The sequence below is a fragment of the Pandoraea terrae genome (genome assembly GCF_902459695.1).
Taxonomy (GTDB): Bacteria; Pseudomonadota; Gammaproteobacteria; order Burkholderiales; family Burkholderiaceae; genus Pandoraea; species Pandoraea terrae.
The window spans coordinates 197,430-213,185 of the sequence record NZ_CABPRZ010000001.1; the positions used below are offsets into that span (position 1 = coordinate 197,430).

The window sequence follows — 15,756 nt, forward strand, 5'->3', positions numbered from 1 at the left end:
ACACAACGCAGCGTCAAGCACGCCGCGAACGACGTATGAACATTCAAAAACTCGCCATCTTCGGCGTGGGACTCATCGGCGGCTCGCTCGCCAAGGCACTGAAGGCCGCGGGTGTGGCCGAACAGGTCGTTGGCGTGGGCCGCAGCGCCGCGTCGCTTGAGCGCGCCGTAGCGCTGGGCGTGATCGACATCGCACTCGACGCACGCGAGGCCGTGCGCGACGCGGACATCGTCGTACTTGCGGCGCCGGTGGCACAGACGCCGGCACTGCTGCAGGCCATTGCGCCGCACTTGTCGGGCGGCACCATCGTGACGGACGCCGGCAGCACGAAGTGCGATGCCGTGGCGGCCGCGCGCCGGGTGCTTGGCGACGCCGCCTGGCGATTCGTGCCGGGCCATCCGATCGCGGGCGCGGAACTGAGCGGCGTGGCGGCGGCCAAGGCCGATCTTTACGTCAAGCGCCGCGTGGTCGTGTGCCCGCAGCATGACAATCGCGCACAAGACGTGAGCCGGGTGCGCGAGATGTGGGAAGCCGCCGGTGCGCGCGTATCGGAGATGAGCGCCGAGCAGCACGACCGTGTGTTCGCATCCGTGAGCCATCTGCCGCACGTGCTGTCGTACGCACTGATCGCGCAGATGCTCGACGCGCCGGACGCCGCCCTGAAATTCGATTTTGCGGGCGGCGGCTTTCGCGACTTCACGCGCATCGCGGCCTCGAATCCCGAAATGTGGCGCGATATCTGCGTGGCCAATCGCGACGCATTGCTCACCGAACTCGACGGCTACCTGGCCACGCTCGGCGCGCTGCGCACGGCGATTGCCGCGGGCGACGGTGCGGGGCTCGAAGCCGTGTTCCTGCGCGCGAGTCAGGCGCGTACGCAATGGGCCAAGCAACAGGAAAAGTAATGGAAACTCTGAATCTCGGCCCGTACGGCCATGCCGAAGGCACGATCCGTTTGCCCGGCTCGAAAAGCATTTCCAACCGCGTTCTGCTGCTCGCGGCATTGAGCCGTGGCCGCACACGGGTGCGCGACCTGCTCGCGTCCGACGATACCCGCGTCATGCTCGATGCGCTGCGCACGCTCGGCGTGTCGTGGACGCAGCAAGGCGAGTCGCGCGATTTCATCGTGGACGGTTGCGGCGGCGACTTCCCGATCAAGTCGGCAAAGTTGTTCATGGGCAACGCCGGTACGGCGATCCGGCCGTTGACGGCGGCGCTCGCGCTGAACCGCGGCGACTATGAAATTTCAGGCGTCGCGCGCATGCATGAGCGTCCGATCGGCGATCTCGTCGACGGCCTGCGGCAACTCGGCGCGCAGATTGATTACCTCGGCAACGCCGGCTTCCCTCCGCTGCATGTCCATCCGTCGGCGGTACAGGCGAGCGCCGCGCCGATCAAGGTGCGCGGCGATGTCTCGAGCCAGTTCCTGACGGCCCTGCTGATGACGTTGCCGCTGTTGCCTTGCGCGAGCGGCGAGATCGTCGTCGAAGTCGATGGCGAGCTGATTTCGAAACCGTATATCGACATCACGTTGCGCCTGCTGCGCCGCTTCGGGATCGACGTCAAGCAAGACGGCTGGTCGCGTTTCACATTGCCGTCGGCAGGGGCCAGCGGAGCGGCCTACCGCAGCCCGGGCGAGATTCGCGTCGAGGGCGATGCGTCGTCGGCATCGTACTTCCTCGCCGCGGGTGCGATCGGCAAAGGGCCGCTGCGCGTGGAAGGTGTGGGGCGCGACAGCATTCAGGGCGACGTCCGGTTCACCGAAGCGCTTGAAGCGATGGGCGCGCGCGTCGTGCTGCATGACGATGCCATCGAAGTTGCCGGCATCGACACGCCGGACGGCAAACTGCGCGCCGTCGACATGGACTTCAACCATATTCCCGATGCGGCGATGACGATCGCGGTGGCGGCGCTGTTCGCGAACGGTACGACCACGCTGCGCAATATCGCAAGCTGGCGCGTGAAGGAAACGGACCGGCTTGCCGCGATGGCGACGGAGTTGCGCAAGGTCGGCGCGACCGTCGAGGAGGGCGCGGACTATCTGCGCGTCACGCCGCCCGTATCGCTCACGCCGGGCGCAGCCATCGATACGTACGACGATCACCGCATGGCGATGTGTTTTTCGCTGGTGAGCCTGGGCGGTGTGCCCGTAACGATCAACGATCCGAAATGCGTGGCCAAGACGTTCCCTGATTATTTCGCCGAGTTCTCGCGCGTCGCACGCTGACTGTCGGCCAATTGCACGATAATCATTTTCATCTACAAGGAAAATTTTCTTTCCAGGCGGCAATAATAGATCAGGACAATTGGATGTCAGATTTGATAGCGGATGATTCGATTCCCGTCATTACCGTGGACGGGCCGACCGCGTCGGGCAAGGGCACGGTGGCGCATCGTGTCGCGGATGCCTTGGGCTTTCACTATCTTGATAGCGGCGCGCTGTACCGGCTGACGGCCCTGGCGAGCGCGCGCCACGGCATTGACCCGGACGATTCCGGCGCATTGGCCGTGTTGGCCGAGACGCTCGACGTCCGCTTTGCCGATCAGCGCATCTGGCTCGCGGGCGAAGACGTGTCGGATGCGATTCGGGCCGAGGCGATCGGCAACCAGGCTTCCTCGATCGCCGTGCATCCCTCGGTGCGCCATGCGCTCGTGGCGTTGCAGCGGGCCTTCAAGACCGCGCCGGGCCTCGTCGCGGACGGCCGCGACATGGGCACGGTGATTTTCCCGGAAGCCGATTTGAAGGTGTTCCTGACGGCCACCCCGCAGGCCCGCGCGCAGCGGCGCTATAAGCAATTGATAGAAAAAGGTTTTTCTGCTAATATAGATAGTCTTCTGTTGGATCTGGAAGCGCGGGATGCCCGGGATCGTACTCGTGCGGAAGCGCCGCTCAGGCCGGCAGAAGGTGCGCGGGTGCTCGATACGTCCGGGCTCAACGTCGATGAGGCGGTGTCCCGGGTGCTCGAATGGTTCGCACAAGCGCAGTATCCGCAAGGTGCCTGAGAGAAGTCGTCGTGGCTGTCATGCCGACATGTCTCCCGGGCGTTGTTAATTAACTTCTAACCCTTCCGTTGCGGCGACGTCATTCCCCCGAATCCGGATTGTCCGGGGCCTTGAGACGAATTGACGAAGTCCGATGGCGTAATCCACATTTATGTCCGACCTGCAAACCTCGACCAACGAATCATTCGCGGCTCTGTTCGAAGAGTCGCTCTCCCGCCAAGACATGCGCGCTGGTGAAGTCATCAGCGCTGAAGTCGTGCGGGTTGACCACAACTTCGTGGTCGTTAACGCCGGCTTGAAGTCCGAAGCGTACATCCCCATCGAAGAATTCCTGAATGATCAGGGCGAGGTCGAGGTTCAGTCCGGCGATTTCGTTTCCGTGGCGATCGATGCCCTGGAAAACGGCTACGGCGACACCGTGCTGTCGCGCGACAAGGCCAAGCGTCTGGCCTCGTGGCTGCAACTGGAAAAGGCCCTGGAGTCGGGCGACCTGGTCACCGGCACCATCACCGGCAAGGTGAAGGGCGGCCTGACTGTCATGGTCAACGGCATCCGTGCGTTCCTGCCGGGCTCGCTGGTCGATACGCGTCCGGTCAAGGACACGACCCCGTACGAAGGCAAGACCCTCGAATTCAAGGTCATCAAGCTCGACCGCAAGCGCAACAACGTTGTGCTGTCGCGCCGCGCCGTGATCGAAGCCACCCAGGGCGAAGAGCGCGCCAAGCTGCTCGAAACGCTGAAGGAAGGCGCGATCGTCAAGGGCGTGGTCAAGAACATCACCGACTACGGCGCGTTCGTGGATCTGGGCGGTATCGACGGCCTGCTGCACATCACCGACATCGCATGGCGTCGCGTGCGTCACCCGAGCGAAGTCCTGTCGGTTGGCCAGGAAGTCACCGCCAAAATTCTCAAGTTCGATCAAGAGAAGGGCCGTGTCTCGCTGGGCGTCAAGCAACTCGGCGAAGATCCGTGGGAAGGCATTGCTCGCCGTTACCCGCAAGGCACCCGCCTGTTCGGCAAGGTTACCAACATCACCGACTACGGCGCGTTCGTCGAAGTGGAATCGGGCATCGAAGGCCTGGTTCACGTGTCGGAAATGGACTGGACCAACAAGAACGTGGCCCCGACCAAGGTTGTCCAGCTGGGCGACGAAGTCGAAGTCATGGTCCTGGAAATCGACGAAGACCGTCGCCGTATCAGCTTGGGCATGAAGCAGTGCAAGCCGAATCCCTGGGATGACTTCTCGCGCAACTTCAAGAAGGGCGACAAGATCAAGGGCGGCATCAAGTCGATCACCGACTTTGGCGTGTTCATCGGCCTGCCGGGCGGCATCGACGGTCTGGTGCACCTGTCGGACCTGTCGTGGAGCGAAACCGGCGAAGACGCCGTGCGCAAGTACAAGAAGGGCGACGAAGTCGAAGCCGTGGTTCTGGGCATCGACGTCGACAAGGAACGCATCTCGCTGGGTATCAAGCAACTCGAAGGCGATCCGTTCAACAACTTCGTGGCCATCAACGACAAGGGCTCGATCGTCAACGGTACCGTCAAGGCCGTCGACCCGAAGGGTGCCGTCGTCTCGCTGGGCGATGACGTTGAAGGTTACCTGCGTGCTTCGGAAATCGCCCACGACCGCGTGGAAGATGCCCGTAACGTGCTCAAGGAAGGTGATGCCGTCAATGCGATGATCGTCAACATCGATCGCAAGTCGCGCAACATCAACCTGTCGATCAAGGCCAAGGATTCGGCCGAACAGCAGGAAGCCATGAGCAAGATGGCAACGGACAGCTCCGCTGCCAGCGGCACCACCAACCTGGGTGCGTTGCTCAAGGCCAAGCTGGACAGCCAGAACCAGTAAGGTCCAGGGCTTATGACCAAGTCTGAATTGGTCAACCAGTTGGCGGCGCGGTTTCCCCAGTTGGTGCTCAAGGACGCGGATTTCGCGGTCAAGACCATTCTCGATGCGATGACGGAAGCGCTTGCGCGCGGTCATCGGATCGAGATCCGCGGATTCGGCAGTTTTGGGCTCAACCGGCGGCCGCCGCGCGTCGGGCGCAACCCCAAGTCGGGCGAGAAAGTGTTGGTGCCGGAGAAATTCGTGCCGCATTTCAAGCCGGGCAAGGAACTGCGCGAGCGGGTTGATCACAAGGCGTCGGACCAGTAATCTGGCCCGTTTTGGGATTTGCCAAGCAAGGAAAGCGCCTGCGGGCGCTTTTTTTGCGTCCGGCTTTTTGAAGCACCCCGGGCTTCCCGGGTGTGTACGGGCTGGCAAATCAAGTTCAACCGAGCATGGCTTCGGCCATGGGCCGAGGCTCGTATCGTGCGCATCACGCGCGTAAACGGCGTGGCTTGTGACGGCAACGAGTACGCTGCGTCGTTTGACGGGGCACATCCGGTACAATAGCCGCACGTCGCGCGCTGCACGTGCCGCCCGCGCCTCGCGAGGGCGGTGGCGGTGCCTGTGGTGCGCCTCAACATACGGCAATCCTGCTGCGGGAGCCTTTCGGCATGAAGCTGATTGTTTGGATCATTCGACTCGTCGTCTTTCTGTTTCTCCTGAGTCTGGCGCTGGCCAATACTGCGGAAGTCACGCTGAACCTGTTCCTCGGCCATATCTGGACGGCGCCGCTCATCATGATCGGCCTGGCGTTTTTCGTCGTGGGCGGCGTAATCGGTGTGCTCGCGACGCTGCCGAGCCTGATGCGTATCCGCCTGGAGTTGCGTCGTGCCCGACGTGAACTCGCACGCGCCCAAAACGATCCGAATGCGGTCGATCAACCGCCGATGCTGCCGCCGGTCTGATGCTGCGCGGCACGCTGCGTCGAAACCCCTTCCAACCGCCCGTACACGGACGAAACCGGACGTAATCGCATAATGGAATTCGAGGTTTGGTGGCTGCTCGCCATCCCCGTGATTTTCGGCATGGGCTGGGCTGCTGCCCGATTCGACCTGCGCAGCCTGCTCTCCGAGAGCAGCAACTTGCCGCGGTCCTATTTCCGCGGGCTCAATTTCCTGCTCAACGAGCAGCCCGACAAGGCCATCGACGCCTTCATCGAGGTCGCCAAGCTCGACCCGGAAACTACGGAACTGCACTTCGCGCTTGGCAGTCTGTTTCGCCGCCGCGGCGAAACCGAGCGGGCCATTCGCGTGCATCAGAACCTGCTTTCCCGGGACGACCTGCCGCAAGCCGACCAGGAGCATGCGCTGTTCGAACTCGGCCACGACTTCCTCAAGGCGGGTTTGCTCGACCGTGCAGAGGACACCTTCGGCCGGCTGCAAACCGGCAGTTATGCCAAGGCCGCGCAACATAGCGTGCTGACCATCTATCAAATCGAGAAAGAGTGGCAGAAGGCGCTGGTGGCGGCCGAACAGATCGCGGAGCAGGATCCGTCGGTGTCGTATCAGAAGGAAATCGCACAATTCCATTGCGAGCTTGCGCAGGAAGCCATGCAGCGCAAGGATATGCCGGCGGTGGCAGGCGAACTCGACGCCGCCTTGCGCGCCAACCCCGCCAATGTCCGGGCGACGCTGTTGCGCGGCGATTTGCTGCTGGCGGCCGGCGATGCGCAGGGCGCCCTGCGCGCGTTGCGCGACATCGAGCAGCAGAATCCGATATACCTGGGCCTGGCGGCCAAGCGGCTGATGCGCGCGTATGAGGCGCTCGGACGCGCGCCGGAGGGCGTGGCGCTGTTGCGTGACGCGCTGTTCAAGAATCCGTCTGACGATCTGCTCGAGATCGTCTACGAGAAGACGCTCGCGCTCGAAGGCGCCGGCGCTGCGCTTGCGCTGATGCGCGAAAGCATGCAGCGCGCGCCGAGCGCGCAGGGCATGACGAAACTGCTTGAGGCGCGTGCCGCCGCGGCCGATGGTCAGACGCAGGCCGATTTGCAATTGATGGCCAAGCTGGTCCAGCAGCGCACCAAATCGTTGCCACGCTACGTCTGCGATCAATGCGGTTTCCGTGCCCGGTTGTTCTATTGGCAATGCCCAGGCTGTACCGGCTGGGAAACCTACACACCCCGCCGCGCCGACGTGGCGGCAAGTACCTGATTATTTTTTTCGCTAAAACATCATGAAAGTTACCATTATCGGCACCGGATACGTCGGCCTGGTCACCGGAGCATGCCTCGCCGAACTCGGCAACGACGTGTTCTGTCTTGACGTGGATCCGCGCAAGATCGAAATCCTGAACAGCGGCGGTGTCCCGATTCACGAGCCCGGACTGCAGGAAATCATTGCGCGCAATCGTGAGGCAGGCCGCCTGCAATTCTCGACAGATATTCCGGCTTCCGTGGCGCATGGCGAAGTGCAGTTCATCGCCGTCGGCACGCCGCCCGACGAAGACGGCTCGGCCGACCTCCAGTATGTCGTGGCCGCAGCACGCAACATCGGCCGTTACGCGACCGATTTCAAGGTGGTAGTCGACAAGTCGACCGTGCCGGTCGGCACCGCCGACAGGGTGAGCGCCGCGATCACCGAGGAACTGAAGGCGCGCAAGCTCGACGTCGAATTCTCGGTGGTCTCGAATCCCGAATTCCTGAAGGAAGGCGCGGCTGTCGAAGACTTCATGCGCCCCGACCGTATCGTGCTCGGCAGCGACGAGGATGACGCCGGTCTGCGTGCCAAGGCAACGATGAAGCGTCTGTATGCGCCGTTCAACCGCAATCACGAGCGCACGCTGTACATGGATGTCCACTCGGCGGAGTTCACGAAGTACGCGGCGAACGCCATGCTGGCCACGCGGATTTCGTTCATGAACGAACTGGCCAATCTGGCCGATCGCGTCGGCGCCGACATCGAACAGGTGCGCCAGGGCATCGGCTCGGACCCGCGTATCGGCTATCACTTCCTGTATGCCGGTTGCGGCTACGGCGGCTCGTGTTTCCCGAAGGATGTGCAGGCGCTCGTGCGCACCGCCTCGGATTACGGCCTGCCGCTACGCATTCTGAACGCCGTCGAAGAGGTCAACGATCATCAGAAGGAAGTCCTGATCGGCAAGGTCGTCGCGCGTCTGGGCGAGGATCTGTCCGACCGGACCTTCGCGCTGTGGGGGCTCGCGTTCAAGCCGAACACGGACGACATGCGCGAAGCGCCGAGCCGGCGCGTGATTGCCGAGCTGATCGCGCGCGGCGCGCGCGTCAAAGTCTACGACCCCGTGGCGATGGATGAAGCGCGCCGTGTCATTGCGCTGGATTTTGCTGATCGTCCTGATGCGCATGCGCGTATTACCTTCTGCGCGACGCAGAATGACACGCTGGCCGGCGCCGACGCGCTCGTCATCGTCACGGAATGGAAGGCGTTCCGCAGCCCGAACTTCGAGCGCGTGAAAACGGAACTGAAGCTGCCGCTGATTTTCGATGGCCGTAATCTGTACGAGCCGGAAGCCATGCGCGAACTCGGCATCGAATACCACGCCATCGGCCGCGCGCTGCATGTGACGGTGTAAGGGGAGCCGCGATGACTTCGACGACTTCGGCGCTGTCGGCGCCCGCCGCCCGCACCGTCAGCCGCGATCAGCTGGCCACTTCGCGGGTGCTTGTGGTGGGCGACGTGATGCTCGACCGTTACTGGTTTGGCGACGTCAACCGTATTTCCCCCGAGGCGCCGGTGCCGGTCGTGCACGTACGCCGCAACGAAGAGCGCCTTGGCGGGGCGGCGAACGTTGCGCTCAACGCTGTCTCCCTGGGCGCGACGGCGGGCCTGCTGTGCGTCGTCGGGCAAGACGAACCGGGTGACCGGATCGTTGAGTTGCTGGGGGAGAGCGGCGTGGCGCCGTTCATCACGCGCGACGCCCACCTGTCGACGACCATCAAGCTGCGCATCCTCTCGCGTCAGCAGCAACTGCTGCGCATCGACTTCGAAAACCAGCCGGCCCACGAGATCCTGTTGACGGTGCTCGATCAGTACCGTCAGCTCATCGCGCAGCACGGCGTGGTGTTGCTGTCGGACTACGCCAAGGGCGGGCTGACGCATGTCCAGCCGATGATCGAGGCGGCGCGCGCTGCCGGCAAACCGGTGCTGGTCGATCCGAAGGGCAGCGACTACGAGCGCTATCGGGGCGCCACGATCCTGACGCCGAATCGTGCGGAACTGACGCAGGTGGTCGGGCAGTGGACATCGGAGGCCGATCTGACGGCGCGCGCACAGCAGCTGCGTGTCAGCCTTGACCTCGACGCCCTGCTGCTCACGCGCTCGGAAGAGGGCATGACCCTGTTCACGGGCGAGGGCGTGATGAACGTGCCGGCGCAGGCGCGCGAAGTGTATGATGTTTCCGGGGCGGGCGACACCGTGATCGCGACGCTGGCCGTACTGCTCGGCGCCGGCTTGCCGCTCGCCGACGCGGTCGTGCATGCCAACCGCGCGGGCAGCATCGTGGTGGGCAAGCTCGGCACCGCTTCTGTCGATTACTCCGAACTTTTTCCGAACTGACATGACCATCATCGTGACCGGCGCGGCCGGCTTCGTCGGCGCCAATATCGTCAAGGCGCTCAACGACCGCGGCGAGACCGACATTGTCGCCGTCGACAACCTGACGCGCGCCGACAAGTTCCGCAATCTCGTCGACTGCGAGATCAGCGACTATCTCGACAAGACCGAGTTCGTGGCACGTTTCGCGCGCCGCGAGTTCGGCCGCGTACGCGCGATTTTCCATGAAGGCGCCTGCTCCGACACGATGGAGACCGATGGCCGCTACATGATGGAAAACAACTTCCGCTACACGCGCGCGCTGCTCGACGCGTGTCTCGCGCAAGGCGTGCCGCTGCTGTATGCGTCGTCGGCGGCGACTTACGGCGCATCGGAGGTGTTCGTCGAAGACCGCGAACACGAGAAGCCGCTCAACGTGTACGGCTATTCGAAGTTCCTGTTCGACCAGGTCGTGCGCCGCATGATGCGCCAGGCCGGCGGCAAATTGCCGAGCCAGGTTGTCGGCTTCCGTTACTTCAACGTGTACGGGCCGCGCGAAGCCCATAAGGGCCGCATGGCCTCGGTGGCGTTCCACAACTTCAACGAATTCCGCGCCGAGGGCCGCGTCAAGCTGTTCGGCGAATACAACGGCTATGGCGCCGGCATGCAAAGCCGCGACTTCGTGTCCGTCGAGGACGTCGTCAAGGTCAATCTGCACTTCTTCGATCATCCGGAGCGCAGCGGCATCTTCAATCTGGGCACGGGCCGGGCGCAGCCGTTCAACGATATCGCCGTCGCAGTCATCAATACGCTGCGCGAGGACGCAGGCAAGCCGGCCTTGCCGCTGGAGGAACTCGTCAAGCATCGCATGATCGAGTACATTCCGTTTCCGGACGCCCTGCGCGGCAAGTATCAGTGCTTTACGCAGGCGAACATCGACAATCTGCGCCGCAACGGCGGCTATGCGGCACCGTTCCTGAGCGTCGGCGAAGGTGTTTCGCGCTACTGCCGCTGGCTGCTGGAAAATCGTTGATTACGCAGCTGGCGCGGTGTGCCGCCGTACTGAAACCCCGCCAGGCGCGGGGTTTTTTATCGCCCGCCGGACGGGGCATGAGCAGCGCGGGGCCGGGTCGATTAGAATGCATTCATCCCATCTCCATCCGAAGCTCAGCGTAATGGCTTATAAAACGATTGAAGACACCATCGGCAATACGCCGCTGGTGCAACTGGTGCGATTGCCCGATGACGAAATCCGCCGCCGCAACAACATCATTCTCGGCAAGCTCGAAGGCAACAACCCGGCAGGCTCGGTGAAGGATCGTCCGGCGCTGTCGATGATCAAGCACGCCCAGGCGCGTGGGCGCATCAAGCCGGGCGACACGCTGATCGAAGCGACGTCCGGCAACACCGGTATTGCGCTGGCGATGGCCGCTGCCATCCGCGGCTACAAGATGGTCCTGATCATGCCTGAGGACCTCAGCGTAGAGCGTCGTCAGAGCATGGCCGCGTACGGCGCGCAGATCATCCTCACACCGGTCAAGGGCGGCATGGAATACGCGCGGGATCTCGCCGGCCAGATGGAGCGCGACGGCCGCGGCGTCATCCTCGATCAGTTCGCCAATCCGGACAATCCGCTCGCGCACTATGAAACGACCGGTCCCGAATTGTGGCGTGACACGGAAGGGCGCATCACCCATTTCGTCTCCGCCATGGGCACGACCGGCACGATCATGGGCGTCTCGCAATTCCTGAAGGAAAAGAACCCCGAAATCCAGATCGTTGGCGCCGAACCGGCCGAAGGATCGCGCATTCCGGGCATCCGCAAATGGCCGGAAGCTTATCTGCCGAAGATCTTCGACCGCGCGCGGGTGGACCGCACCGAGCAGGTGAGCCAGTCCGATTCGGAAATCATGGCGCGCCGCATGGCGGCCGAAGAAGGCATCTTTTGCGGCATTTCCTCGGGCGGCGCTTGCCAGATCGCCCTGCGTCTGGCGCATGAGGTCGAAAACGCGACGATCGTCTTCGTCGTGTGCGACCGGGGCGACCGCTATCTGTCGACCGGCGTGTTTCCGGCCTAGGCGGGGGCAAAGTGCAAGGCGCCGTCGTCAGGCGGCGCTTACGGGGCGCGCGCCGCCTTGATGGCGGTGCTGAGTTCGTACACCGCCATGGCGTAGAAGAAGCTGCGGTTGTAGCGCGTCAGCACGTAGAAATTCTGCAGGCCCACACGGTACTGCGTCGGCTGGCCGGGGGTCGGCAAGTCCACGATCAGCACGGGTGTGCCCAACTCCGCGCCGACATCGAGCTTCGATTCGTTCATCAGCAGGCCTGCCTTGATGAAGTCCTGAAGCTTCCAATGCGGTTCGGGGCGACCGTCGGCCCCGGCTTCCGCGACGCCCTGGCTGCCGGGGTCGGGCGCAATGTGCCAGATGACCGGACGATTCGCCTCCCATCCATGCAGTTTGAGGAAATTTCCTACGCTGCCGATGGCATCCGCCGCGTCGCCAGTCAGATTGATCTTGCCGTTGCCGCTGTAATCGACGGCGTATTCACGAATGCTCGACGGCATGAACTGCGGGATGCCGATAGCCCCGGCGTATGAACCGTAAAGGCTGAACGGATCGATGCCGCGATCGCGCGCATAGAGCAGCAGGCTTTCGAGTTCCTTGCGGAACAGCGCCATGCGTTCCGTGCGGTTGCGTGCCGCCGGGTAGTCGAACGCGAGCGTGGTCAGCGCGTCGATGGTTCGGAAGTTACCCATGTTGCGGCCATAAATCGTCTCGACGCCGATGATGGCGACGATGATTTCCTCGGGGACGCCGAACTCCTGCGACGCACGCGCCAGCGCGGCCGAGTTCTCGTTCCAGAAACGCACGCCGTTGTTGATGCGCATGCCGTCGAGGAAGCGCGATTGATACACCTGCCAGTTCTTCTTCGCCGTGGTGGCGGGCGGGGCAGCCAAGCGGGCGGCCGTCTGCGAGAACACGACGCGCGAGAACACCTTCTGCAACTCGCCACGGTCGAAACCGTCGCGCGCGACGAGGTCGTTGATGAATGCGTCGACATCGGGATGATTCGCGTAGCGCTGCGGCACGACCTCTTCTTCGAGGACTGCCTGGGCGACCTTGGTGCGGGGCTTGCCGTTCGTCTGCGCGGCGCCGGGCATGGCGAGCGTCAGCATGAGGGCGGCGAGCACACCTCCCGCGGCGAAGCGCGCGGGGGCCGCCAGACGCAAAATCGGCCGGAACGACGGAAGGAACGAGCGTTGGCTCGGTGAGGCTTCGCGCGCGAAAACGGCGCGCGGGGAATGATCAGGCGTCCGTACCGGAAATGTCATGCTTGATTCGGTGATGTCGTCTCGGATGGTGGGAGGAAAGGCTCAGTCGGCAGTATAACCGAGTGCACCTGTGATACCTTAGTGCTTGAAGGGCCCGTCAGCCATATGCTGTGCGATGCCGGTGCGCGGATGTTGCGCCGGGCAGGCGGCGGGCCGTGCGGCGCGCTGCTGCGATGGGCGCGCTGCCCTGGAGACAAGGCGAGGCGGGAAATCCGCCTTGCCCCCATCACAAAACGACATCGAGCATCAAATGGCTACCGGGTTTTATACGCACCCTGACTGCGTGCGCCACGAAATGGGCGAATGGCATCCGGAATGTCCGGAGCGTCTGCGCGCCATCGAGGATCAGCTGATTGCCGGCCGCATCGACGGCCTTCTGGAGCGCCGCGAAGCGCCGCTCGCCGACGAATCGAGCCTGCTGCGCGTGCATACGCCTGAACATGTGGCGTACGTGCGCGACAGCGTGCCGGCCACCGGCTATTTCCCGCTCGATCCGGACACGGTGCTCAACCCGCATTCGTACCGTGCCGCCCTGCGGGCCGCGGGCGCGGCGGTCGCGGCGACCGACGCAGTGCTGCAGGGCGAGCTCGACAACGCGTTCTGCAGCGTGCGTCCGCCGGGGCACCACGCCACGCCCACGCGCGCCATGGGGTTCTGCCTGTTCAACAACGTCGCGATCGCGGCGCACCATGCGCTCGAGGTCCACGGTTTGTCGCGCGTGGCGATCGTCGATTTCGACGTGCACCACGGCAATGGCACCGAGGCGGCATTTTCGAACGATCCCCGCGTGTTCATGTGCGGCATTTTCCAGCACCCGTTCTATCCGTTCTCGGGCTTCGATCACCCGGCGCCGAACATGCACAATATTCCGCTCGCCGCCCGCACCAGCGGGATGGCGGCACGCGAGGCGATCGACTTCGGCTGGCTCGGACAACTCGACGCCTTCCGTCCGGAAATGATTTTCTTCTCCGCAGGTTTCGACGCGCATCGCGAAGACGATCTCGGTGGCCTCGGTCTGACGGAGGCGGACTTCGCGTGGATCACGGAGAAGGTCAAGGCGATCGCGATGCGCCATGCGAAGGGCCGGATCGTCAGTTGCCTGGAGGGCGGCTACAACCTGTCTGCGCTCGGCCGCAGCGTCGTGGCGCACCTGAAGGTGTTGGCCGACATTTAGAACATCTGCGCGGGCGGCCACGCAGGCGCGCGCGACCGGCGGCGCGAGGAGATCAGTCATGACTCGGCAGGCAGAAGACGCGCTTGTGTGCGTCACGCGCGGTGAGGATCAGGACGCAGGCGTGGTGACGTTGACGTTGAACCGTCCGCGTCAGTTCAACGCGCTGTCCGAGGCGCTGCTCACCGAGCTGCAGCAGGCGCTGGAGACGGTGGCGGCCGACAAGTTGGCGCGTGTCGTCGTGTTGGCAGGGGCCGGGCCCGCGTTTTGTGCGGGGCACGATCTCAAGGAGATGCGGGCGGCGCCCTCACTTGCGTATTACCAGGCGCTATTCGCTCAATGCACGCGTGTCATGTTGACGATGCAGCGCATGCCGCAGCCGGTGATCGCGCGCGTGCATGGCATCGCGACGGCCGCCGGTTGCCAGTTGGTCGCGATGTGCGATCTGGCCGTGGCGTCATCGACGGCGCGCTTTGCCGTGTCAGGGATCAACGTCGGACTGTTCTGTGCGACGCCGGGGGTGGCGCTGTCGCGCAATCTGTCGCGCAAGCAGGCGATGGAGATGTTGCTGACGGGCGATTTCATCGATGCGGACACGGCACAGGCACGCGGGCTGGTCAATCGCGTCGTGCCCGTCGAAAAGCTCGATGCGGAGGTGCGCGCGCTGTGCCATGCGATTTGCGCGAAGCCGGCCGCCGCCGTCGCCGCAGGCAAGGGGCTTTTCTACCGGCAACTGGAGACGGGCATCGAAGCCGCCTACCAGCTGGCCGGGCAGACGATGGCCTGCAACATGATGGACGAGAGCGCCCTCGAAGGCGTGCAGGCGTTCATCGACAAACGGTCACCGAACTGGCCGTCGCGCTAGTCCCGACCGTTTCCGTCGTCCCGATCCTCCGATGGTCTCGCGCGGCGGCCTGTCCACGCCGCGCGACTACCACTGATTCTCGAGCGCCAACGGCCCGGGCGTTGCCGTGCGGCTGACGGCGTAGCCGTCGTCCGTCAGGAGTTTGCGCATGTCGCGCACCATTTCCGGATTGCCGCACACCATGATGCGGGAGCTGTCCGGATTGAGCTTGGCGCCGACGGCGCGCTCGAGCGCACCGGTCTCCAGCAGTGTCGTAATGCGGCCCTGCAATGCGCCCGGTGCAGCTTCGCGCGTCACCGTCGTGAAATAGCGAAGTTTGTTCGTCCAGGCCGGATCGATGCCGTCGTGCGCAAAATCCGTGAGCAAATCCGCGTACGTCAGGTCCGATGCCCAGCGAACACTGTGCACGAGAAAGATCCGTTCGAACTTCTGCCACACGGCGGGATCGCGCAGGACGGAGATGAACGGCGCGAGCCCCGTGCCCGTCGCGAGCATCCATAAATCCTTGCCGTCGACGAACCGGTCGAGTGTGAGGAAGCCGTACGATACGTGTTCGACGAGCAGTTCGTCGCCGACTTTCATCTGGGCCAGGCGTGGGCTGAATTCCCCCTCCGGCGCGACGATTGAGTAGAACTCCAGAGCATCGTCGCCAGGTCCGGACGCGTACGAGTAGGCACGCCACACCTGTTCGCCGTCTTCCTTCGCCAGCCCCAGCCGCACGAACTGACCCGCCGCGAACTTGAGTTCGGGGGGGCGCGTCGTCTTGAACGTGAACAGCGCAGGTGTCCAGAAATGCAGGTGGGTGATGCGCTGCGGCGAAAACTTCTGTTGCCTTTCCATCGCATTGGTCTCATGGCGGATATGACACCAGTGTAGTCCCGTTGGCGCCAGCGCGCCGGGTCTCCCGACAGTCGACAAGGGCATGGGGGCTTGTGACCCCCGCCGCGCTCATGCGGCCGGTCGTGGCGCGGCCGGTAACTG

General features: G+C 63.7%; 15 protein-coding genes. 13 read left to right on the forward strand and 2 right to left on the reverse strand.

The genetic code is table 11. From position 1 onward, the window contains the following. Nucleotides 1-35 precede the first annotated feature (35 nt). The 11 genes from PTE30175_RS00900 (at nt 36) to cysM (ending at nt 11,483) form a co-directional block, all read left to right on the forward strand. Nucleotides 36-905, forward strand: a complete 870-nt coding sequence (locus PTE30175_RS00900) for a prephenate dehydrogenase (protein ID WP_263596268.1) — start codon at nt 36-38, stop codon at nt 903-905. Continuing rightward, entirely contained in the window at nt 905-2,227 is a 1,323-nt protein-coding gene (gene aroA / locus PTE30175_RS00905) for a 3-phosphoshikimate 1-carboxyvinyltransferase (protein WP_150695166.1), read from the forward strand. Before PTE30175_RS00900 ends, aroA begins: the two co-directional genes overlap by 1 nt. A gap of 83 nt (nt 2,228-2,310) precedes the next feature. Continuing rightward, complete coding sequence (cmk, locus tag PTE30175_RS00910) at nt 2,311-3,003, forward strand: (d)CMP kinase (protein ID WP_150695387.1); 693 nt, start codon at nt 2,311-2,313, stop codon at nt 3,001-3,003. Nucleotides 3,004-3,154: 151 nt separating this feature from the next. After that, the gene (gene rpsA, locus PTE30175_RS00915) at nt 3,155-4,858 is read left to right on the forward strand and encodes a 30S ribosomal protein S1 (protein ID WP_150695167.1); all 1,704 of its coding nucleotides are present in this window, start codon (nt 3,155-3,157) and stop codon (nt 4,856-4,858) included. Between the two features lie 12 nt (nt 4,859-4,870). Continuing rightward, nucleotides 4,871-5,164, forward strand: a complete 294-nt coding sequence (locus tag PTE30175_RS00920) for an integration host factor subunit beta (protein ID WP_150695168.1) — start codon at nt 4,871-4,873, stop codon at nt 5,162-5,164. Between the two features lie 344 nt (nt 5,165-5,508). Beyond that, nucleotides 5,509-5,802 carry a lipopolysaccharide assembly protein LapA domain-containing protein gene (locus PTE30175_RS00925; protein ID WP_150695169.1) on the forward strand — a complete coding sequence of 98 codons (294 nt, stop codon included), beginning with the start codon at nt 5,509-5,511 and terminating at the stop codon, nt 5,800-5,802. A gap of 72 nt (nt 5,803-5,874) precedes the next feature. After that, the gene (gene lapB / locus PTE30175_RS00930; RefSeq protein WP_150695170.1) at nt 5,875-7,050 is read left to right on the forward strand and encodes a lipopolysaccharide assembly protein LapB; all 1,176 of its coding nucleotides are present in this window, start codon (nt 5,875-5,877) and stop codon (nt 7,048-7,050) included. 22 nt (nt 7,051-7,072) lie between these two features. Beyond that, nucleotides 7,073-8,446 (forward strand): UDP-glucose dehydrogenase family protein, encoded by a 1,374-nt coding sequence (locus tag PTE30175_RS00935; RefSeq protein ID WP_150695171.1) that lies wholly within the window; start codon nt 7,073-7,075, stop codon nt 8,444-8,446. Between the two features lie 11 nt (nt 8,447-8,457). Next, complete coding sequence (rfaE1, locus tag PTE30175_RS00940) at nt 8,458-9,429, forward strand: D-glycero-beta-D-manno-heptose-7-phosphate kinase (protein WP_150695172.1); 972 nt, start codon at nt 8,458-8,460, stop codon at nt 9,427-9,429. A gap of 1 nt (nt 9,430) precedes the next feature. Beyond that, nucleotides 9,431-10,438 carry an ADP-glyceromanno-heptose 6-epimerase gene (rfaD, locus tag PTE30175_RS00945; protein WP_150695173.1) on the forward strand — a complete coding sequence of 336 codons (1,008 nt, stop codon included), beginning with the start codon at nt 9,431-9,433 and terminating at the stop codon, nt 10,436-10,438. A gap of 142 nt (nt 10,439-10,580) precedes the next feature. Next, nucleotides 10,581-11,483 (forward strand): cysteine synthase CysM, encoded by a 903-nt coding sequence (cysM, locus tag PTE30175_RS00950; protein ID WP_150695174.1) that lies wholly within the window; start codon nt 10,581-10,583, stop codon nt 11,481-11,483. Between the two features lie 38 nt (nt 11,484-11,521). On the opposite strand, the gene mltB is transcribed toward cysM, so the two are convergent. Beyond that, a complete protein-coding gene (gene mltB / locus PTE30175_RS00955) occupies nt 11,522-12,739 on the reverse strand; it encodes a lytic murein transglycosylase B (RefSeq protein ID WP_150695175.1) in 1,218 nt (405 codons plus the stop codon). A 250-nt stretch (nt 12,740-12,989) separates the two neighbouring features. On the opposite strand from mltB, the gene PTE30175_RS00960 reads away from it, so the two are divergent. Together PTE30175_RS00960 and PTE30175_RS00965 are read left to right on the forward strand one after the other, a co-directional pair. Next, nucleotides 12,990-13,913, forward strand: coding sequence for a histone deacetylase family protein (locus tag PTE30175_RS00960; protein WP_150695176.1), 924 nt, complete (start codon nt 12,990-12,992; stop codon nt 13,911-13,913). Nucleotides 13,914-13,971: 58 nt separating this feature from the next. After that, entirely contained in the window at nt 13,972-14,775 is an 804-nt protein-coding gene (locus tag PTE30175_RS00965; protein WP_150695177.1) for an enoyl-CoA hydratase, read from the forward strand. A gap of 66 nt (nt 14,776-14,841) precedes the next feature. Here PTE30175_RS00965 and PTE30175_RS00970 read toward each other — a convergent pair whose 3' ends face one another. Further along, nucleotides 14,842-15,615, reverse strand: a complete 774-nt coding sequence (locus PTE30175_RS00970; protein WP_150695178.1) for a ferredoxin--NADP reductase — start codon at nt 15,613-15,615, stop codon at nt 14,842-14,844. Nucleotides 15,616-15,756: the final 141 nt, after the last annotated feature.